We start from the raw sequence: 20,609 nt of genomic DNA on the forward strand, positions 1-20,609 counted from the left end.
GTTACTCGGCCGCCTCGCCGCGATGAACCGCTTTTGGCGCATGAAGGGCAGCCTGACGGTCCATCGCGCCATAATAGGTGGCGTAAGCCGGACGCTCGATGTTGCGCCCCGCGCCTTTCACCGTGCGAACGTCGCCATCCCGGTACACAACCCTGCCATTGGCGATCGTGATGGTGTTGATGCCTTGCACCTCCATGCCCTCAAAGATGTTGTAGTCGACATTCTGATGATGGGTCTTCGCCGAGATTGTCCGCGACTTCTTGGTATCCCACACGACGAGATCTGCGTCGGCGCCCGGCGCGATCACGCCCTTGCGCGGATAGATGTTGAATATCTTTGCCGCATTGGCAGAGGTAACGGCGACAAACTCATTGGGCGTCAGCCGTCCGGCGTTGACGCCGTGATGCCAGAGAACATGCATCCGGTCCTCGACACCGCCGGTGCCGTTCGGAATCCTGGTGAAATCATTGCGGCCGGCGGCTTTTTGCGGCGCGCAGAAGCAGCAGTGATCTGTCGCCGTGGTCTGCAGATGCCCCGCCTGCAAGGCATGCCAGAGATGTTCCTGATGCTCCTTCGGACGGAAGGGCGGGCTCATGACATGCGCCGCCGCGACGTCGAAATCTGGATGCTCATAAACCGAGCTGTCCACAAGCAGGTGCCCGGCCAATACCTCGCCGAAGACGCGCTGCCCCTCGCCTCGCGCCCGCGCGATTGCCTCGACCGCCTCACGGCAGGAATTGTGAACGACATAAAGGGGTACATTGAGAACCTGTGCGATGCGGATGGCGCGGTTTGCCGCCTCGCCCTCAACCTCAGTGGGGCGCGACAACGGATGCCCCTCCGGCCCGGTGATGCCCTTTGCAAAAATCTCGCGCTGCAGATGGAAGACGAGCTCACCGTTTTCCGCATGCACCGTACACAGCGCGCCAAGCTCCCGGGCTCGCGTGAAGCTGTTCACCAGAATTTCGTCATCGGCCATGATCGCATTCTTGTAGGCCATGAAGTGCTTGAAGCTGTTGACCCCGTGCTCCTGCACCAGCGTGGCCATGTCGGCGTGGACGGTTTCGTCCCACCAGGTGATAGCGACATGGAAGCTGTAATCGGTCGCCGCCTTCTCGGCCCAACCCCGACACCGCTTGTAAGCCGCGATCAGGTTTTCCTGCGGATCGGGAATGGCAAAGTCGATGATGGTCGTCGTGCCGCCGACAGCGCCCGCCGTTGTGCCCGAAAAGAAATCCTCAGAGGCGACCGTGCCCATGAAGGGCAGCTCCATATGTGTATGCGGATCGATGCCGCCCGGCATGACCAATGCGCCACCGGCGTCGATGATCTCGCAGCCCCCGGGCGCCTCCAGACCGGCCCCGACCGCCTTGACCGACCCGTCTTCGATATACACATCAGCCCGCCGACTGATGTCCGCATTGACCACCGTTCCACCGCGAACGAGGATTCCCATCCGAGCCTCCTTCTGCCGACTAGCTGCGCTTTTCTTGCTCAGGCCTTATCTGACCATTCGGTCAAGAAGCATGAGACGTGCCATCGTCAAAGGCGCAGCAACCGGCGGATTCTTGCAAGGAGATGTTTTCAGCCTGCCGCTTTATTCGGCGCGTTGGTCGTCTGGAATGCAGATCGTCACAGGGGCGATTTCAGCCCCAAACCCCGCAGGATAAGCCGGGTCGCCGTCTGCGTCGCATCCGCAAACGCCTCATCGTCGAGCGTTCTCTTGCCCAGCACCGCGGTCATCTGCGCCCCGAAATCAGCATAGGTCTGCGTCATTGCCCAGATCATGAAGAAGAGATGCCTGGGATCAATGTCGCTGATCTTCCCCTGATCGATCCACTTCTGGACGATCGCGCCCTTCTCCTCCACGAGCTTGCGCAGCCGGCCCTTGAGGAAGGGCTGCACATGCCGCCCGCCGCCGATAATCTCGATTGCCCAGAGACGCGACGGCTGCGCGGAACTCTGCGCCGCCTTCATCTTCCGGGCGATATATTCCGCGAGGGCCGCTGCCGGATCGCTGTCCTCTTCTATGTCCTCGAGCGCGTCGAGCCAGGATTCGACGATCTCGACCAGCACCGCCGAATAGAGATCCTGCTTCGTCCGGAAATAGTAATGCAGATTGGCCTTAGGCACGTCCGCCCGGCGGGCAATTTCCGCCGTGCTGGCGCCGCTGAAGCCGTCTTTCGAAAATACGGCTTCAGCCGCCTTCAATATCTTTGCGACATTGCGCTGACGGATCGCACCTGCGCTCCCAAAGCCTCCATCGGCGGGAGAAGCGCTCCCCTTGCTCACCGTTTTCGCGGCCCTTCTCGATGCGGGCCGACCGCCCGTAACAGCGGCCTTTTCTGTCTTCCGTCTCGGCATCTTATCTCCCGGTTGAGCAGATTTGGTGACGACGCTTTGAGCAATTGCATAGAGGGCGGGCAAACTTTCTGCTTCACATGAGTAGCGCGGGGCCGGCGGCAACGGCAAGCCCCGGAAAATATTTTGACCGAAAGGTCAGGTTTTTTCTACTCTAAACCTACGATTTCGTTGAAGACAATCCGCATACGCTGAAACGGCATCGTTCTTGCGAAGGGGGATTCAGGATGCAATGAGCGGAGCACGCGATGGGAACCTCGAATCTCACCAAAGACAGTCCCGACATCTCGGCCGGGCGACTCGACCTTAGCGAGTATGCGATCAACTTCGACGACGCGGTCCCGCCGCTCAATCCGCAGACTGCGCGCGTCGAGGCGAACCGCTGCTACTTCTGCTACAACGCCCCCTGCATGACTGCCTGCCCCACGGGTATCGACATTCCGGGCTTCATCAAGAAGATCGCGACGGATAATCTGACAGGCGCCGCCGTCCGCATTCTCGAACAGAACATCCTCGGCGGCTCCTGCGCGCGCGATTGCCCCACGGAGATCCTTTGCGAGCAGGCTTGCGTCCGCAATGCGGAGGGCGAAAGTCCGATCACCATCGGCAGCCTGCAACGCTACGCGATGGACAATGGCCTCGACGGCATGCCTCATCCCTTCACCCGCGCGGAGACGACGGGCAAGCGCGTCGCCGTCGTCGGCGGCGGGCCGGCGGGTCTGGCCTGCGCACATCGTCTCGCCATGCTCGGCCATGAGGTCACGATCTTCGAGGCGCGCGAGAAACTTGGTGGCCTCAACGAATATGGTGTCGCCGAATACAAGCTCGCCAATGATTTTGCCGCCCGCGAAGTCGCCTTCATCATGGAGATCGGCGGAATTGAGGTGAAGCTCGGAACGGCGCTCGGCCGCGACGTGACGCTTGCCGGTTTGCGCGCCGAATATGATGCCATCTTCCTCGGCCTCGGCCTCGGCGCGGTCAAGGCGCTGGACTGCGAGGGCGAGACGCTCGAAGGCGTCTATAACGCAGTCGATTACATCGCCTCCATTCGCCAAGCGGAAGATTTCGCCTTGCTGCCCATTGGGCGGCGGATCGTCGTCATCGGCGGCGGCAATACGGCCATCGACATTGCCGTTCAGGCGAAGCGCCTCGGAGCGGAAGACGTAACGCTCGTTTATCGTCGTGATGCGGAAGCGATGAGCGCCACCGATCACGAGCAGGAATTCGCCCAGACAAATGGAGTTACCATCAAATATTGGTCGCGTCCGCTGCGCATCGAAGGAGTCAACGACCATGTGACCAAGGTGGTGTTTGAACACACGGGCCTGGATACAAACGGCAAGCTTGTAGGCACCGGCCGCGAATTCGTCATTGAGGCCGACATGGTCTTCAAGGCGATCGGCCAGAGCTTCGTGGCCGATCCGCTCAAGGATAGTGAGCAGAGTCTTCTCGAACTTAGCCAGGGACGCATCAAGGCTGATGACGAAGGCCGGACCTCCCTCGGAGGTGTCTGGGCGGGTGGCGACTGCGTCGCCGGTGGACAGGATCTGACAGTCGAGTCAGTGCAGGCGGGCAAGATCGCCGCGCATTCGATCGACCGCGTATTGAGGAAGTGAGACAGATGGCTGACATTTCCAGCATTTTCGCAGGCATCAAATCGCCGAACCCATTCTGGCTCGCCTCTGCGCCGCCGACCGACAAGGCCTATAATGTCGTCCGGGCCTACAAGGCGGGCTGGGGTGGCGTCGTCTGGAAGACGCTCGGAGAAGATCCGCACGTCGTCAACGTCTCGTCGCGCTATGGCGCCTATTCCTACAAGGGCAACCGCGTCGCCGGCTTCAACAATATCGAGCTCATCACTGACCGTCCGCTTGACGTCAATCTGCGGGAGATCAAGGAGGTCAAGCGCGACTGGCCGGGCCGTGCGCTTGTCGTCTCCCTGATGGTGCCCTGCACCGAGGAAAGCTGGAAATCCATCCTCGCCCGCGTCGAAAACACAGGCGCCGACGGCATCGAACTCAACTTCGGCTGCCCGCATGGCATGTCGGAGCGTGGCATGGGCGCCGCCGTCGGTCAGGTGCCCGAATATGTCGAGATGGTCACGCGCTGGTGCAAGCAATATAGCCGCATGCCGGTGATCGTGAAGCTGACGCCGAACGTCACCAACATCCTGGGCTCCGCACGCGCTGCCGTTCGCGGCGGCGCGGATGCCGTCAGCCTCATCAACACGATCAACTCGATCATGTCCATCGATCTCGACGCCATGGCACCAACGCCGGTGGTCGATGGCAAGGGCACGCATGGCGGCTATTGCGGCCCCGCGGTAAAGCCCATCGCCATGCACATGGTGGCGGAGATTTCGCGCGATCCGGAATGTGCGGGCATCCCGATCTCGGGCATCGGCGGCATCGAAACATGGCGCGACGCCGCCGAGTTCGGCGCGCTCGGCTGCGGCACCATGCAGGTCTGCACCGCAGCCATGCATTACGGCTTCCACATCGTCGACGACATGATCGACGGATTGAAACGCTGGATGGACGCGAAGGGCTACGCCACCATCGAGGACTTCCGCGGCAAGGCAGTGCCGAACGTCACCGACTGGCAGTATCTCAACCTCAACTTCAAGACCATCGCGAACATCAACCAGGACCTCTGCATCAAATGCGGCCTCTGCCACATTGCCTGCGAAGACACGTCACACCAGTCGATCGCTTCGCTGCTGGAGGATGGCACTCGCAAATATGAGGTAATCGAGGAAGAATGTGTGGGCTGCAATCTCTGCGCGCATGTCTGCCCGGTCGAAAGCTGCATCACCATGAACCCTGTCGATAACGGTCTGCCCTACCTCAACTGGACGCAGCATCCGAACAATCCGATGCGGAAGCAGGCAGCCGAGTAAACCGAAGGACGACACCATGAGCACGAAGACAATCCAGAACCTTCAAATCAATCAGGATCGTCTCTGGGATAGCCTGATGGAGATGGCGAAGATCGGCGCGACGGAAAAAGGTGGCTGCGCCCGCCTCGCCCTTACCGATCTCGACAAGCAGGGCCGGGATCTCTTCGTGCAATGGTGCAAGGAGGCGGGCTGCACGATCACAGTTGACCGCATGGGCAACATCTTCGCCCGCCGCCCCGGCCGGAACAACGACCTGCCGCCGGTGGTGACCGGCAGCCATCTCGACACGCAGCCGACCGGCGGCAAGTTCGACGGCGTGTTCGGCGTCCTCGCCGGACTTGAAGTCATCCGAACCTTGAACGACTACAAGTTCGAGACCGAAGCGCCGATCGAGGTTTCGGTCTGGACGAACGAAGAAGGCTCGCGCTTTGCCCCGGCCATGATTGCCTCCGGCGTTTTTGGCGGCGTCTTCACCGAAGAATATGGGCATAGCCGCGCCGATCTCGACGGCAAGACCATCGGCGAGGAGCTGAAGCGCATCGGCTATTTCGGCGATGCACCCGTCGGCGGCCGCCCGTTCAAAGCCTTCTTCGAAGCACATATCGAGCAGGGCCCGATCCTTGAAGCCGAAGACAAGATCATCGGCGTCGTGCAGGGCATTCAGGGCATCAAATGGTTCGAGGTGACGCTGACGGGGCAGGATTGCCATGCCGGCACCACGCCGATGAACCGGCGCAAGGATGCGATGCTTGCCGCCGCCCGCATGGTCGATCTCGTCAACAAGATCGCGCTCGACCATCTGCCAGGCGTCGGTACGGTGGGCCTGATGACCGTCCATCCCAATTCACGTAACGTCATTCCCGGCAAGGTCTTCTTCACCGTCGATCTGCGGCACCCTTACGACGAGGAACTCGAGAAGATGAAGGCTGCGCTCGATGCGGGCGCCGCCAAAATCTGCGGCAACCTCGACGTCGAATACGACCTGCAGGAAATCTGGAACTCGCCCGCGATCCATTACGATCCCGCCTGCATCGACGCGGTCCGAAAGGCGGCCGACGAGGCGGGCCTCCCCAACCGCGACATCGTCTCGGGGGCCGGCCATGACGCGGGCTATATCGCTCGCGTCGCGCCTGTTGGCATGATCTTCGTTCCCTGTGCTGAAGGTATCAGCCACAATGAGATCGAATCCGCCCTGCCGGAAGATCTCGCCGCAGGCTGCAACGTGCTGATGCGTGCAATGGTGGAACTCGCCGCTTAGGAGACAGAGAGGCCATGACGACAGTTCCTCAGCCGCGACCGGAAGACGGCAACTCGCTCAAGCCCGGTTGCATTCCCGCGGTTGAGGTGAAGGATCTGAGCCTTGTCTTCCAGACGGCGGACGCACCCGTCCACGCGCTGTCGCATGTAGATCTCACCATCGAGAAGGGGGAGTTTGTTTCGTTCATCGGCCCCTCCGGCTGCGGCAAGACGACCCTTCTGCGCGTTATCGCCGATCTTCAGCAGGCAACTGGCGGCACGATAGAAGTGAACGGCACCAGCCCTCAGGCGGCGCGCCTCGACCGCGCCTATGGCTATGTCTTTCAGTCACCCGCCCTCTTCCCGTGGCGGACCGTGGAACGCAACATCACGCTTCCGCTTGAGATCATGGGGCTCACCAAGACAGAGCAAAAGGCTCGTGCGAAGCGCGTGCTGGAGCTTGTCAATCTTTCCGGTTTCGCGCGCAAGTTTCCGTGGCAGCTTTCAGGCGGCATGCAGCAACGCGTTTCGATTGCCCGCGCGCTTTCCTTCGATCCCAATCTGCTGCTGATGGACGAACCCTTCGGCGCGCTGGACGAAATCATTCGCGATCATCTGAACGAGCAATTGCTCGATCTCTGGCGACGCACCGAAAAGACGCTGGTCTTCGTCACCCATTCGATCCCCGAGGCCGTATTCCTTTCGACCAAGATCGTGGTGATGTCGCCCCGCCCCGGCCGGATCATCGACATCATCGAGTCGTCTCTGCCGCGCGACCGGACGCTGGACATTCGCGAGACGCCGGAATTCGCTGAGATCGCCCACCGCGTTCGCGAAGGCCTGAAGGCCGGGCATTCCTATGACGACCACTAGCGCCATCTTCGCATTTCCCGCCGACCTCATCCGGCGCGCGGCGCGAGGGACTGCCCTTCCCGTCGCGACCATTCTCCTTCTCGCGCTCACCCTCTGGTATGCGGGCACAGTCTTTCTCAATGCAGCCGTTGTCACCGATCAATATCAGCGTGACAGGAAGACGAGTTGGACGACGGAAGAGTTCATCGCCGACACGATGTCGATGGAGCGCCCAGTCCTGCCAGCGCCTCATCAGGTGGCGGCGGAACTTGAGAAGTCGATCTTCGGCGTCAGGCTGACCTCGAAGCGCAACCTGCTCTATCACGCCTGGGTCACCTTCTCGGCGGCCTTCCTCGGCTTCGGCTTCGGCAACCTGCTTGGTATCGCGCTCGCCATTGCCATCGTTCATCTGAAAAGTCTCGAACGCGCGCTTCTGCCTTGGGTCATCGCTTCGCAGACCGTGCCGACGCTCGCCATCGCACCTATGATCATCGTCGTGCTGGGCTCCATCGGCTTTGTCGGCCTGTTGCCGAAGGCGCTGATCTCCACCTATCTCTGCTTTTTCCCTGTGACCATCGGCATGGTGAAGGGACTTTCCTCGCCGGAACCCATCCAGCTCGACCTGTTGCGCACATACAGCGCCAGCGAAGTTCAGACGCTGCGTTATCTGCGCCTTCCTGCCTCGCTCTCCTTCCTCTTTCCGAGCATGAAGGTCGCCGTGGCGCTCGCCATTGTCGGCGCGATTGTCGGGGAGCTGCCAACCGGCGCGCAGGCTGGCCTCGGCGCGCGGCTCCTGGCCGGTTCCTATTACGGGCAGACAGTGCAGATCTGGTCGGCGCTCGTCGCGGCCTCGGTCCTTTCTGGCGCCTCGGTCGGCCTCATCGACTTGGGCGAACGCTGGCTCGACCGACGCCTCGGAGGCCAGCGATGAAACGCGATCCTGTCCTCATCATTGCCCTGGCCCTTGCCGGCCTTGCCCTGTTCCTTCCGCTCGGCGGCGCATCCTGGACCGCAGCGCCCATGGCGTTCGCGCTATGGCTCGCCATGTTCGCTGCCTCGGCATTCCAGACCCTTCGACCTCTTCCGACTACACGCGCCTTCGTGCTACTCGCGTTTGCCGCGCTCGCTGGCGGTTATTCTCTACTGCAACTCATTGAGGCCGGCGCGAACGGCGGCGAAGCGCTAGCGCTCTGGACGGGGCTCGCATCACTTTTCTTCCTCATCTGGCGCGTGGTTGAGCGCGCGGCCATGCTCGGCATTGAGCGTCCCGGCATCGCAACACTCATCGCCGCACCGCTCATCTTCGGCATCTGGCTCCTCTATGTCTGGCAGGTGCTGGTCCTTGGCTTCAAGGTGCCGGGCGTTCTGCTGCCCGCTCCCAGCGTGATCTGCGCTGCGCTCATCGGTGCCCGGGAAACGCTCGCAGCCGATTTCGTGCAGACCTTCATCAAGGCCGTCATCCCGGGCTTTTTCATTGGCGGCGGCGCGGGCTTCGTCACCGGCCTCCTCGTCGACCACATGCCCTTCCTTCAGCGTGGCCTTCTCCCACTCGGCAATCTGGTCAGCGCGCTCCCCATCGTCGCCGTCGCGCCGATCATGGTGATGTGGTTCGGTTTCGACTGGCAGTCAAAGGCGGCCGTCGTGGTCATCATGACCTTCTTCCCGATGCTGGTGAACACCATCGCCGGTCTCGAGGCGCTGGGACGCATTGAACGCGACCTCATGGCGACCTATGCCGCGAGCTATGGACAGACACTCTCCATGGCCAAGCTTCCCGCCGCGCTACCCTTCGTCTTCAACGCGCTCAAGGTCAACTCCACCTTGGCGCTGATTGGCGCGATCGTTGCAGAGTTTTTCGGCACCCCGATCGTGGGCATGGGCTTTCGCATTTCAACCGAGGTCGGACGCATGAATATCTCGATGGTCTGGGCGACGATCGCCGTCGCCGCCGTCGCCGGTTCTGCGAGCTATGGGCTCATCGCCCTCGCGGAACGCCGCTTCACATTCTGGCACCCGTCGTTTCGCAAGCCGTGATCTTTCCCCGAGGCAGAGTCTCAAGGGGCAACACAGAGGAGTAATTGCATGAAGTTGAGGGCAATTTACGGAGCGATGCTGGGGGCAGCGCTGCTTGGGTCGCTCGGCGCGACCGGCGCCCAGGCTGCCGACGCCGTGACCTTGCAGCTCAAATGGGTCACGCAGGCACAGTTCGCGGGCTACTACGTCGCCAAGGACAAGGGCTTTTACAAGGACGCCGATCTCGATGTCACCATCAAGCCGGGCGGCCCGGACATCGCGCCTGAACAGGTGCTCGCCGCCGGCGGTGCCGACGTCATCGTCGACTGGATGCCCGCAGCACTCGCGGCCCGCGAGAAGGGCGTGCCCCTCGTCAACATCTCGCAGACTTTCCAGAAATCAGGCATGGAACTGACCTGCGCAGCGACAAGCGGGATCAAGTCTCCCAAGGACTTTCCGGGTCACACGCTTGGCGTCTGGTTCTTCGGCAATGAATATCCCTTCCTCGCCTGGATGGCGAAGCTTGGCATCCCGACCGATGGCAGCGCCAAGGGTGTGAAGGTTCTGAAGCAGGGCTTCAATGTCGATCCCATCATCCAGAAGCAGGCCGATTGCATCTCGACCATGACCTATAATGAGTATTGGCAGGTCATCGACGCGGGTTTCAAACCGTCCGATCTCGTCATCTTCAAATATTCGGATGAGGGCGTGGGCATGCTCGAGGACGGGCTCTATGCCAACGGCAAGAAGCTCGCCGACAAGGCCTATGCCGACAAGCTCGCCCGCTTTGTCAAAGCCTCCATCAAGGGCTGGGAATGGGCAAAGGCGCATCCGGACGAGGCGTCAATGATCGTGCTCGACAACGATACAACCGGCGCCCAGACCGAAAAGCACCAGAAGCGCATGATGGCCGAAGTGGCAAAGCTCCTGGGCGACACGAAGCTCGGCTATCTCGAGCCTGCGGATTACGAGCGCACCGTCTCGATCCTGTTGTCGACGAAGTCCGACCCGGTCATCACCAAGAAGCCCGAAGGCGCCTATACGCACGCCATATACGAGGCGGCGATGAAATAGAGGGCAGCCAGCCTTCGGCGACCCATCGACGGCGGGGGAAACCCCGCCGTTTTTTCATGCCCGGCCTCCCAAAAGCACTCCGCCGCATTTGTATGCATTAACTGCTCAATAATCCGTCGAATCGCTAGGGCCTTTGCCGAAAAACGGCCATCCACCGGCTTCGTCGAAATGGCACGGGACTTGAAGAACAAGCCTGACCAATTGGTCAGGATTCTGACGAATTCCACGACGACGCAACGAACAAAGACGGATGAGCGCGATGACACTCAAAGCAGTGCCTGTAATCGACATTTCGCCCTTCCTCAAGGGAACGCCTGCGGGCAAGCAGAAGGTCGCAGCCGAAGTGGGGCGCGCTTGCCGCGATATCGGCTTCCTCGTAATCACGGGGCACGGGGTTCCTGAGGCCCTCATCCAGCAGACCTACGACACGGCAAAAGCCTTTTTCGACCTTCCCGAGGAAGAGAAGATGAAGGTCGAGCGCCCGAGCCCCGATCAGGTGCGTGGCTACAGCCCCCTGATGGGCGAAGGCCTCGCCTATAGTCTCGACGACAAGACCCCGCCCGATCTGAAAGAATCCTTTTCCATCGGGCCGACCAATGTGCCGGCGGGCGCCCCCTATTACACCGGTCCGGAGGCCGGGCCCCATTTCGCGCCGAATGTCTGGCCTGCTTCGCCTTCGTTGCTGAAGCCTGTCTGGACCGAATATTTCCACGCCATGGAGAACCTTTCGGCCCAGCTCATGGCCATGTTCGCCATGGCGCTCGACCTTCCTGAAGATTTCTTCGAGGACAAGATCGACAAGCACATCAGCATGCTTCGCGCGTTGAACTATCCCGATCAGAATACGCCGCCCGAACCCGGCCAGATGCGCGCAGGCGCACATTCCGACTATGGCAGCCTCACCATCGTCCGTCAGGAAGAGGCGCCCGGCGGCCTTGAAGTGCTCAACGACGATGGAGAGTGGGTACCGGCGAAGCCCGTTCCCGGCGCCTTCGTCGTCAATATCGGCGACCTGATGATGCAGTGGACCAACGACACCTGGAAATCCACCATGCACCGGGTCGTCAATCCGCCGCGCGACAAGGCACTCGGCAGCCGCCGCATCTCGCTCGTCTTCTTCCATCAGCCGAACTACGACGCGATGGTGACCTGCCTTGATAGCTGCCACGACGAAAATCGCCCGATCAAATATGCGCCGATCAGCTCCGGTGACCATCTGAAGAGCAAGTTCGTCAAGCAAACCTCCGTCGAGGCTGCGTGATGGCCGAACTCTCCTACGTCAATATCTTCGCGAAGGACATCATTGCCCTTTCGAACTTCTACATGGACGTTTTCGGCTTCACCGAGATCGAAGCGATCCGTTCGCCGATCTTCCGCGGCGTCGCGACTGGCAAGAGCGCCATCGGCTTCAATGCGCTCGACGCCTATGAGCTGCTGAAGCTCAGCGACTATGCGGATACGAAAGGCATCAAGTTCCTTCTGAATATCGACGTCGATACGCCGGAAGAAGTTGACCGCATGGTTCCGGTCGCTCTCTCCAAAGGCGCGACGCTGATCAAGGAACCCTACAAGACCTACTACAACTGGTATCAGGCGGTGCTGCTTGATCCCGAAGGCAACGTGTTCCGCATCAACAAGATGCTGGAATAACGCGCCCGACAAAATCCGAAACCTACGCCTGGGTCCGACAATGGGGGGCGTAGCCGCTAAGAGACCTGATGTCGTTCCCATAGAAAGAGGGTTATTCGATGAGATCAAACTGGTGGCTGAAGATCGCGGCGGTGGCAACCGTTGCGGTCGGCATGATGAGCGGTTCCGCCTTCGCGGATGACGCCGGCTTTTCGCTGAAGGCCAAGCCGAAAATCGCAATCATCATGTATGGCGCGAAGAACGACGGCGGCTGGACACAGGCCTTTGAAGAAGCGCGCGAGCGCATGGAAAAAGACCTGGGCATGAAGATCGCCTATGTCGAAAATGTCGACGAGAACGCGGCAAAGATCACGCCTCCCGTCGAGAAGTTCATCAAGAAGGGCTATAATATCATTATTGGAACGGCCTTCGGCTATTCCGACACGTTCCTCGCCCTGTCGAAAAAATATCCGGACGTCGCCTTCCTGAATGGCTCTGGCACGACCAACGGCCCGAACCTTCAGGCCTTCTACGGCCGCACCTATGAGAGCCAGTATCTCTGCGGCATGGTTGCCGGTGCGATGTCGAAGACCGGCAAGCTCGGCTTCGTCGGAGCCAACCCCTATGGCGTCGTGAACTGGACGGTGAACGGCTTCGAAATGGGTGCCAAGCTCTCGAACCCGAAGGCCACGACGACCGCGATCTTCATCGGCACCTGGGCCGACCCGGTCAAGGAACGCGCGGCGGCCGAAGCGCTTATCGACGGCGGCGCCGATGTGATCGGCCAGCATGTCGACACGCCCACCCCTCAGATCGTCGCACAGGAGCGCGGCGTCTACGGCACGGGCCATCACCGCGACCTCAGCGAGTTCGCCCCCAAGGCGACGCTCTGCTCATCGGTCTGGTACTGGGACCGCTACCTGACACCTGAGATCAAGAAGATCATGGCGGGCGGCTGGAAGCCCAATCCCTATGGCGCCTTCCCGACCATCAAGGAAGGTCCGACCGACATCATCCTGAACAAGAATCTCGTTCCCGCCGATGTCGTGACGAAGGTCATGGCAGAACGTCAGGCGCTCATCGACGGCAAGGAAATCTATGCGGGTCCGATCGTCGACGTGAACGGCAAGGAGCAAGTGTCTGCGGGCAAGGTGCTGGACGATGCCGGCCTCTGGAAGATGGATTGGTACGTACCGGGCGTCATCACGCAGAAGTAAGCCACGCAGCCGGGACGCGAAGCCTCACGCTTCGCGTCCCTGATCTCTGTAACCGAGGTTCTCTTCATGACTCCAGCGCTCGACCTTGTCGATATCAGAAAGACCTTCGACGGTTTTGTTGCGCTGGACGATGCTCATTTCTCTGCCTATGCAGGCGAGGTCCATGCGCTGCTCGGCGAAAACGGCGCCGGCAAATCCTCGCTGATGAACGTCGCTTGCGGCCTCTACACGCCTGACGCCGGACAAATGCTGATCGATGGCGCGGAGGTTTCGCTCGCCGGCCCCAGCGAGGCCAGCGCGCGCGGCATCGGTATGGTCCATCAGCATTTCAAACTGGTGAAGCCCTTCACGGTCGCCGAAAATATTCTTCTCGCAAACCCGCGCCGGAGCTTCGCCAAAGGCATCCGCGAAATCTCCGATGAAATCCGCCGGCGCTCCGATGCACTCGGCTTCAACATCGACCCCACGCGCCGCGTGGGTGAGCTTTCGGTAGCCGAGCAGCAGCGCACCGAAATCCTGAAGGTGCTCGTCGGCGGCGCGCGCATTCTCATTCTCGACGAGCCGACCGCCGTTCTGACCGATCAGGAAGCCGAGACGTTGCTGACGACGGTGCGCGGCATCGCAGCTCAGGGCGCGGCAATCATTCTCGTCACCCACAAACTCGCCGACGTAAAGAAATTCGCCGATCGCGTTACGGTTATGCGCGGCGGAAAGACTGTCGCGACAATCGATCCCTCTACCAAAACGACGGACGAGCTGACCGAGCTTACCGTCGGCGCCAGCCTCCCCCTCCCTGCCCGCACGCCTGGCCATTTCGGGCGCCGCCGCATTGAGGTCATCAATCTGCGTTGCACACGCGCCGACGGGCATATCGCGCTCGAAGATGCGAGCTTTTATGTCCGCGCGGGCGAGATCTACGGCATCGCCGGCGTCAGCGGAAATGGACAAAGCGAGCTCGCCGAAGCGTTGATGGGCGTTCGCACCCCGGAAAGCGGCTTGATCCAGATCGAGGATGCGGGCGAAGCCGTCTCCGCCGCGAGCCCGGCCAGAATGCGCGCCCTCGGTGCCGCCTTTATCCCCGCTGATCGCTACAGCTATGCACTTGCGGGCAGCCTCTCGATCACCGAGAACTTCGCCGTAGGCGGCGTCGGCACCGGTCGTTATGGCTCCTGGGCACATCTTCGTCAGAGCGCGATGAAAAAAGATGCGGAAGAGGCCATCGGCGCCTTCGACGTGCAGGGCGTTCGTACCCTGTCGCAGAAGGCTGCGCTCCTCTCCGGCGGCAATGCACAGAAGCTCGTCATCGCGCGCGAGTTCAGCCGCTCGCCCAATGTCATCGTGGCGCATAGTCCGAGCCGCGGCCTTGATGCCAGAGCAACCGCTGCCGTCCATTCGCGCCTGATGTCGGCGCGAGAAGCGGGTGCCGCAGTGATCCTGATCAGCGAGGACCTCGATGAGGCGCTCGCCCTTTCCGACCGAATCGGTGTGATGACGCATGGACGTCTCGTCGCCGAATTCGATGCGCCGGCCGACCGGCAACAAGTAGGACGCGCCATGGTGGGTCATGTCTGAGGACGCAATTTCGACAGTTCCAAATCCCGCCACGTCCAAGCGCCGCTTGCACGGAATACGCTTCAATCTCGAAGTCCGTCGCGATATCTCGCCATGGTGGCAGGCGGCTTACCTCGCGGGCTTCATCGCGCTGGGCATTGGCATTTCGGCCATCATCCTCATCTGGGCGGGCGTTCCCGCCGGCGATCTGATCGACCAGTTCCTCGTCGAAACGCTCACCGACAGCGACAATCTGCGTTCCGTGCTGTTTCAGGGCGCGCCCTTCATCCTTGTGGGCCTCAGCGCCTCTGTCGCCTTTCGCGCGCGCTTCTGGAATCTCGGACTCGAAGGCCAGATGATCTGGGGCGGCATTGGCGCCACATTCATCTCGATCCACCACATCGGCCCGGAAGCGCTTCGCTTGCCAATCATGATCTTTGCCGCCGCTGCCTGCGCTATGGCCTGGGTGGCCATCGCGGGCCAGCTCAAGCTCAAGCTCGCGGTCAATGAGATCATCTCGACGCTACTCATGAACTATGTCGCGTTGAATTTTCTCTATCACCTTCTCTACGGACCGTGGCGCGATGCGACGGACGGCTTTCCCCATTCGCCGAAATATGCGGATTTCGAACGCCTGCCGGATTTCTTCAGCTTTAGCGGTGCGCTGCCGCTTGCCCTCATCACCGCGCTCGGCGTCTGGTGGCTCGTCAGCTTCACTCGCTTCGGCTTCTACATGAAGTTCGTGCAGGCCAGCGACAAGGTGGCAGGCGCGGTTGGTATTCCCGTCGCCCGCATCACGCTTGTATCCGTTCTGCTTTCTGGCGCTCTCGCGGGTATTGCGGGCTTCGTCGTTGCTTCGGGACAGGAAGGCCGCCTGATTCAGAACTTCTCGGACGGCTATCTCTTCTCGGGCATCCTCATTGCCTTCCTGTCGCGCAACAATCCCATCGTCGCCGTGATCGTGGCGATGCTCGTCTCCATGCTCTTCATCTCCGGCCAGAGCCTTCAGGTTTTCTACCAGATCCCCTTCGCCATGGTTCAGCTCGTGCAGGCAATCATCGTCATATGCGTCGCCGCGTCGGAGTTTCTGATCCGTCACCGCATTCACATCGTTCGTTGAGGGCCTGAGGTGAACGAACTCTTCATCAACTGGATTGCGAATACGCCGGGCTACGCCGCCCCCTACGCGCTGGCGGCACTGGGCCTCATCCTCTGTGAGCGGGCGGGCGTTCTCAATCTCACGGCCGAGGGCATCATGCTCGTCGGCGCACTTTCGGGCGTCGGCGCCACACTGACCATGGGCGGCTATCCGCAGCTCGCGATCATCATCGCAATGATCATGGCCTCTTTAGTCTCCACGCTCTTTGCAACCATGACTGTTCTCCTGCGCGTCAATCAGGTGATTGCTGGTCTCGCCATGGTCTTCTTTTGTCAGGGGCTGACGGCGCTTCTCGGCAACCTCTTCGAATGGAAAAACCAGCCCATCACCGGCATCGGGCGAATAGACGTCTGGCCGCTTTCTGAAATTCCCGTGATCGGCCACATCTTCTTCAGTCAGGACCTGATCGTCTTCCTTATCATCCCGATCTTCTACCTCGTTAACCGGGTGCTGACGCGCAGCATGGTGGGCCTGCGCCTGCGCGCCGTTGGCGAAAGTCCGGAAGCGTCGGACGCCGCGGGCATCAACGTCACCGCCTATCGTTTCCTGACTGTGATGGCTGGTTCCGCGCTGGTCGGCCTTGCGGGCGCCTATATTTCGGTCGCCAGCACGAAAATCTGGGTCGACGGAGTGACGGCGGGCCGCGGCTGGATCGCGCTCGCTCTCGTCATCTTCGCGCGCTGGCGCCCCTGGCGTGCGCTTCTCGGCGCGCTTCTCTTCGGCGCCATCGAAAGCGCCATGCCGCGCATCGCGGCAGCGGGCATCAAGGTGCCGCAATATTTCATGCTCATGCTCCCCTATGTCGTGACGCTCGGCGTGATGATCTGGGTCGCATGGTCGAAGCGCGGCGGCGCCACTGACGAGCCGGGCGCTCTCGGCCAACCGCACGTGCGCGAAGAACGCCGCTAAGTCTCACGCGAAGGAAATCGATATGCAGGCCTATGTCTATGGCTCGAAGCGCGAGTTGCCGGAAGGCTTCGAAGATTATGTCAGCCGAAAGAATACGGCCGTCATATCGATCGACATGCATGAGGGTCATCTGGCGGATACGCCCGACTGTCCCTGCCCTACACCACGCGCCCGCGATATCGTGGAGCCCCTCAACAAGTTTCACCGCGCCGCCCGCGCACTCGGCGTTCCGATCATCCACATCCGCAGTGTACTCCGCAAAGGCGGCGTCGATGACATAAATGGAATCCCATCCGCGTGGCGCCGCACCTTCCCGCTATATGTGGGCGACATCCCCAATGCCGATGAACATGCGATTGAGGGTACGCGCTGGACGAACTTCGTCACCGAAGTCGCGGAAGGCGACCTCATCGTCGAGACCAAGAAGCGTCTCTCGGCCTTCTATCCAACCGATCTCGATTTCCTGCTCCGCAACATGCGCATCGAAACCGTGATCTTCGATGGCGGCTTCACGGATTGCTGCGTCCTCAACTCCTCATTCGATGCGAGCAACCACAATTATCGCGTCGTCGTACTTCGCGATCTCGTTCGTGGCACCAATGACGAGATGGAGGATGCGGCTCTCAAGATCGTTTCGCTCCATCTCGGCCTGGTGATGGACAGCGCCGATCTCCTCGCCGCCTGGAGGACCTGAGAGCGTCACTCTGTTTTGCACCAATCTTGCATACAAGATTGGAACGACAGCACCGGAGTCCCGCATGCCCAAGACTTTTGCGAAAGCCGATCCCTATCCCTGGCCTTTTGACGGCAATCTGACGCCTCAAAATACGGCACTCATCATCATCGACATGCAGACCGATTTCTGCGGCGATGGTGGCTATGTCGACAAGATGGGGTACGACCTCGGCCTCACGCGCGCGCCGATCAAGCCGATCTCCCGCATTCTCGCCGCCATGCGAACCAAGGGCTACCACATCATCCATACGCGCGAGGGGCATAAGCCTGACCTTTCCGACCTCCCCGCGAACAAGCAATGGCGTTCGCGCCAGATCGGTGCCGGCATTGGCGACGCAGGCCCCTGTGGGCGCATATTGGTGCGCGGCGAACCGGGCTGGGAAATCATTCCCGAACTCAGCCCCCTTCCCGGAGAGCCGATCATCGACAAGCCGGGCAAGGGCTCTTTCTGCGCGACAGATCTCGAGCTCATCCTGCGCATTCGCGGCATCACCAACATCGTGCTGACCGGCATCACGACTGATGTCTGCGTTCACACCACGATGCGCGAAGCGAACGATCGCGGATTCGAATGCGTGATCCTCGAAGATTGTTGCGGCGCAACTGATCGCTCCAACCACGAACACGCCATCAAGATGGTAAAAATGCAGGGCGGCGTCTTCGGCTCGGTCTCGACCGCCGACGACCTTATCGCGGTTCTGCCCTGAGTTTCACGTCGCCGGCTCCGCGCCCGGCCTGGGCGCGGGCCTCATGCAGCATGTGCAGCGTGATCTTGCGCACTTCCATTCTGCTCTCGGTGATATGCGCCCGCAGCAGGATCTGCGCCTCTGTCACCTTGCGCCGCGTAATCAATCTCAACACCTTGGCATGCTCTTCATAGGTCACATCGACGCGGCGCGCGTTGAGGAAGTCGAGACGCCTTATGATGCGGATTTTCTCCGTGATATCGCCGTGAATGCGCGCCATCTCAGTATTGCCCGCCGCCTTCACCAACGTGGTGTGAAACGCCTCGTCCAGAGCCGCTACCTTGCGTGCATCCTGTTCTCGCTCCGATGACGGAACCAGCCATTTCTCCTTGAGTTCTTTCAGGATGTCGGGCTCGTCCAGCTGGCAGATGCGCTCGACAGCTGCGCATTCTATGATGATGCGCAAATCATAGAGCTCATCGAAACGCACGAAGTCGAAGGGCCGGATATGCCATCCGCTTCGGAACTCGACCTCTACATAGCCTTCATGGCGGAGCCGATAGAGCGCATCCCGTACCGGCGTCCGCGAGACGCCATAGCGCTCGGCCAATTCGGTCTCGGTGAACCGGTCTCCAGGCAAGAGTCGAAAATCAAAGATGTCGGCCTTGATCTGGAGATAAACCGTTTCCGCCGCTTGATTGGCCTTTTTGGTAAGCATGATACTCTCTTAGACGCGGCCTAGTGGCCGGCCATACTACGTCCTATATTCGTGCGATCCGCTTGCGCGATCGGCGTCTCATAGACAATCTTGCCATCGAACATGACGAGGATACGATCCGAGAGCTCAAGCAATTCGTCAAGGTCTTCGCTGACGAGCAGCACCGCCGCACCGCGATTTCGCGCTTCCACGATCTGTCCGTGAATATCGGCCACAGCGGCAAAATCCAGACCAAACACCGGATTTGCGGCGATCAACACATCGACATCGCCGCCGAGCTCGCGCGCCAGCACCGCGCGCTGCACGTTGCCGCCGGAAAGGGTCGCGATTGCCGCATCTGGCGATGAGGTCTTCACGCGATAGCGCTCGATAAGCCCGCGCGCCTCCGCCCTCATCCGCGACTTGCTGAGCCAGACACCTTTCGAGAAAGGCGGCTGGTCGAAGTTGCGAAAAGCCATGTTCTCGGCAACGCTCATGCGTCCGACGCAGGCATTGTGCAACGGCTCTTCGGGAAGAAGCGCAAGCTTGTGACGCAACATTTCCGTCCGCGTCGCGTGATAGGCGTCGCCCCGCACCATGATGGCGCCACCCGTCGGCGGCCTCTGGCCCGCCAGAACCTCCACGAGCTCGCTCTGCCCATTGCCGGAGACGCCCGCTATGCCGACAATCTCGCCGGCGGCAACGTCGAGATCGACGCCGTTGACGGCGGCATCGCCATTTTCGTCATCCGCCGTCAGGCCGCGCACCTGAAGGCAAATCGCCCCCGGCGCTTGCTCGGTGCGCGCCGCAGCCGGCGCAATTTCACGCTCGCCGATCATCATCCTCGCCATCGCGTCGACGGTGAGGTCGGCCACCTTGCCACCGCCGACATATTGTCCACGGCGCAGCACGGAAACCTCGTCGGCATAGGCGAGAACTTCGCGAAATTTGTGCGTGATGATGAGAACGGTGATATCGCCCGCGTGAGCCATGCCGCGAACGAGGCCCAGAATTTCGTCCGCCTCCTGCGGCGTCAGTACAGAGGTCGGTTCATCGAGAATAAGAAGCCGCACATTGAGATAGAGCTGCTTGAGGATTTCCGCCTTCTGCTTCTCGCCCGCTGCGAGACTCGCCACCGGCAGATCCAGCGGCACCGAAAAGGGCATGCTATTCACAAAATTCGATAGATCCGCGCGCTCCTTCTTCCAGTCGATCAGGGCAGGCACATGCGAGCGCCCCATGACGAGGTTCTCAAGCACTGTCATCGAAGGAACGAGCGTGAAATGCTGATAGACCATCCCGATACCGAGCATGTGTGCCTGGCGTGGATTGTCTGTTTCGACCTCCTTGTCATTGACCATCACAGCACCTGTGTCCGGCGTGTAGAAGCCCATGATGCATTTGACGAGCGTGGACTTGCCCGCACCGTTCTCGCCAAGCAGGGCGTGAACGGAACCGGCCTCAACCCGCATCGATACGCCGGCCAACGCTGCAATGCCGCCGAATCTCTTGCCCATGTCGACGACTTCGAGCTTCACCGCCTTTTGCGGTGGAACAGGCTCATGCATCAGCGAACTCGTCATGGGCGTCT

The 20,609-nt window shown here is 60.8% G+C and carries 19 protein-coding genes; 15 read left to right on the forward strand and 4 right to left on the reverse strand.

The annotated features are described in order from the left end of the window. Position 1: 1 nt before the first annotated feature. Positions 2–1,456, reverse strand: a complete 1,455-nt coding sequence (gene hydA / locus F2P47_RS04675; protein ID WP_152215006.1) for a dihydropyrimidinase — start codon at positions 1,454–1,456, stop codon at positions 2–4. Between the two features lie 176 nt (positions 1,457–1,632). Beyond that, complete coding sequence (locus tag F2P47_RS04680) at positions 1,633–2,292, reverse strand: TetR/AcrR family transcriptional regulator (RefSeq protein ID WP_204886511.1); 660 nt, start codon at positions 2,290–2,292, stop codon at positions 1,633–1,635. A 317-nt stretch (positions 2,293–2,609) separates the two neighbouring features. Between F2P47_RS04680 and F2P47_RS04685 the strand changes: the two genes are divergently transcribed. From F2P47_RS04685 to biuH, 15 genes are all read left to right on the forward strand, one after another. Then, positions 2,610–3,977 (forward strand): NAD(P)-dependent oxidoreductase, encoded by a 1,368-nt coding sequence (locus F2P47_RS04685; protein WP_152215008.1) that lies wholly within the window; start codon positions 2,610–2,612, stop codon positions 3,975–3,977. Positions 3,978–3,982: 5 nt separating this feature from the next. Then, positions 3,983–5,260 carry an NAD-dependent dihydropyrimidine dehydrogenase subunit PreA gene (gene preA, locus F2P47_RS04690; RefSeq protein ID WP_152215009.1) on the forward strand — a complete coding sequence of 426 codons (1,278 nt, stop codon included), beginning with the start codon at positions 3,983–3,985 and terminating at the stop codon, positions 5,258–5,260. 16 nt (positions 5,261–5,276) lie between these two features. Beyond that, positions 5,277–6,518 carry a Zn-dependent hydrolase gene (locus F2P47_RS04695; protein ID WP_152215010.1) on the forward strand — a complete coding sequence of 414 codons (1,242 nt, stop codon included), beginning with the start codon at positions 5,277–5,279 and terminating at the stop codon, positions 6,516–6,518. 14 nt (positions 6,519–6,532) lie between these two features. After that, on the forward strand, positions 6,533–7,369 hold the full coding sequence (locus F2P47_RS04700; RefSeq protein ID WP_152215011.1) for an ABC transporter ATP-binding protein: 837 nt from the start codon (positions 6,533–6,535) through the stop codon (positions 7,367–7,369). Next, complete coding sequence (locus tag F2P47_RS04705; RefSeq protein ID WP_152215012.1) at positions 7,356–8,279, forward strand: ABC transporter permease; 924 nt, start codon at positions 7,356–7,358, stop codon at positions 8,277–8,279. The genes F2P47_RS04700 and F2P47_RS04705 overlap by 14 nt, the downstream gene beginning before the upstream one ends. Before the next feature lie 221 nt (positions 8,280–8,500). After that, entirely contained in the window at positions 8,501–9,382 is an 882-nt protein-coding gene (locus tag F2P47_RS04710; protein ID WP_422561175.1) for an ABC transporter permease, read from the forward strand. A gap of 48 nt (positions 9,383–9,430) precedes the next feature. Continuing rightward, positions 9,431–10,435: an ABC transporter substrate-binding protein gene (locus tag F2P47_RS04715; RefSeq protein ID WP_152215014.1), complete on the forward strand. Its 1,005-nt coding sequence runs from the start codon at positions 9,431–9,433 to the stop codon at positions 10,433–10,435. 259 nt (positions 10,436–10,694) lie between these two features. Further along, positions 10,695–11,696: an isopenicillin N synthase family dioxygenase gene (locus tag F2P47_RS04720; protein ID WP_152215015.1), complete on the forward strand. Its 1,002-nt coding sequence runs from the start codon at positions 10,695–10,697 to the stop codon at positions 11,694–11,696. Beyond that, positions 11,696–12,085, forward strand: coding sequence for a VOC family protein (locus tag F2P47_RS04725; RefSeq protein WP_152215016.1), 390 nt, complete (start codon positions 11,696–11,698; stop codon positions 12,083–12,085). Before F2P47_RS04720 ends, F2P47_RS04725 begins: the two co-directional genes overlap by 1 nt. A 98-nt stretch (positions 12,086–12,183) precedes the next feature. Beyond that, positions 12,184–13,281 carry a BMP family ABC transporter substrate-binding protein gene (locus F2P47_RS04730; RefSeq protein WP_152215017.1) on the forward strand — a complete coding sequence of 366 codons (1,098 nt, stop codon included), beginning with the start codon at positions 12,184–12,186 and terminating at the stop codon, positions 13,279–13,281. Between the two features lie 66 nt (positions 13,282–13,347). Beyond that, on the forward strand, positions 13,348–14,853 hold the full coding sequence (locus F2P47_RS04735) for an ABC transporter ATP-binding protein (protein ID WP_152215018.1): 1,506 nt from the start codon (positions 13,348–13,350) through the stop codon (positions 14,851–14,853). Then, positions 14,846–15,952 carry an ABC transporter permease gene (locus F2P47_RS04740; protein ID WP_152215019.1) on the forward strand — a complete coding sequence of 369 codons (1,107 nt, stop codon included), beginning with the start codon at positions 14,846–14,848 and terminating at the stop codon, positions 15,950–15,952. Before F2P47_RS04735 ends, F2P47_RS04740 begins: the two co-directional genes overlap by 8 nt. A gap of 9 nt (positions 15,953–15,961) precedes the next feature. Beyond that, positions 15,962–16,900 carry an ABC transporter permease gene (locus F2P47_RS04745; protein ID WP_152215020.1) on the forward strand — a complete coding sequence of 313 codons (939 nt, stop codon included), beginning with the start codon at positions 15,962–15,964 and terminating at the stop codon, positions 16,898–16,900. A gap of 22 nt (positions 16,901–16,922) precedes the next feature. Further along, entirely contained in the window at positions 16,923–17,594 is a 672-nt protein-coding gene (locus tag F2P47_RS04750) for a cysteine hydrolase family protein (protein ID WP_152215021.1), read from the forward strand. Positions 17,595–17,658: 64 nt separating this feature from the next. After that, positions 17,659–18,342 carry a biuret amidohydrolase gene (biuH, locus tag F2P47_RS04755; RefSeq protein WP_152215022.1) on the forward strand — a complete coding sequence of 228 codons (684 nt, stop codon included), beginning with the start codon at positions 17,659–17,661 and terminating at the stop codon, positions 18,340–18,342. On the opposite strand, the gene F2P47_RS04760 is transcribed toward biuH, so the two are convergent. Further along, positions 18,323–19,039 (reverse strand): GntR family transcriptional regulator, encoded by a 717-nt coding sequence (locus F2P47_RS04760; RefSeq protein ID WP_152215023.1) that lies wholly within the window; start codon positions 19,037–19,039, stop codon positions 18,323–18,325. The genes biuH and F2P47_RS04760 overlap by 20 nt on opposite strands. A gap of 20 nt (positions 19,040–19,059) precedes the next feature. Beyond that, positions 19,060–20,601, reverse strand: a complete 1,542-nt coding sequence (locus tag F2P47_RS04765; RefSeq protein WP_204886512.1) for an ABC transporter ATP-binding protein — start codon at positions 20,599–20,601, stop codon at positions 19,060–19,062. Between the last annotated feature and the right edge of the window lie 8 nt (positions 20,602–20,609).

This window comes from Parvibaculum sedimenti (assembly GCF_009184905.1).
In the GTDB taxonomy this organism is placed as follows: domain Bacteria; phylum Pseudomonadota; class Alphaproteobacteria; order Parvibaculales; family Parvibaculaceae; genus Parvibaculum; species Parvibaculum sedimenti.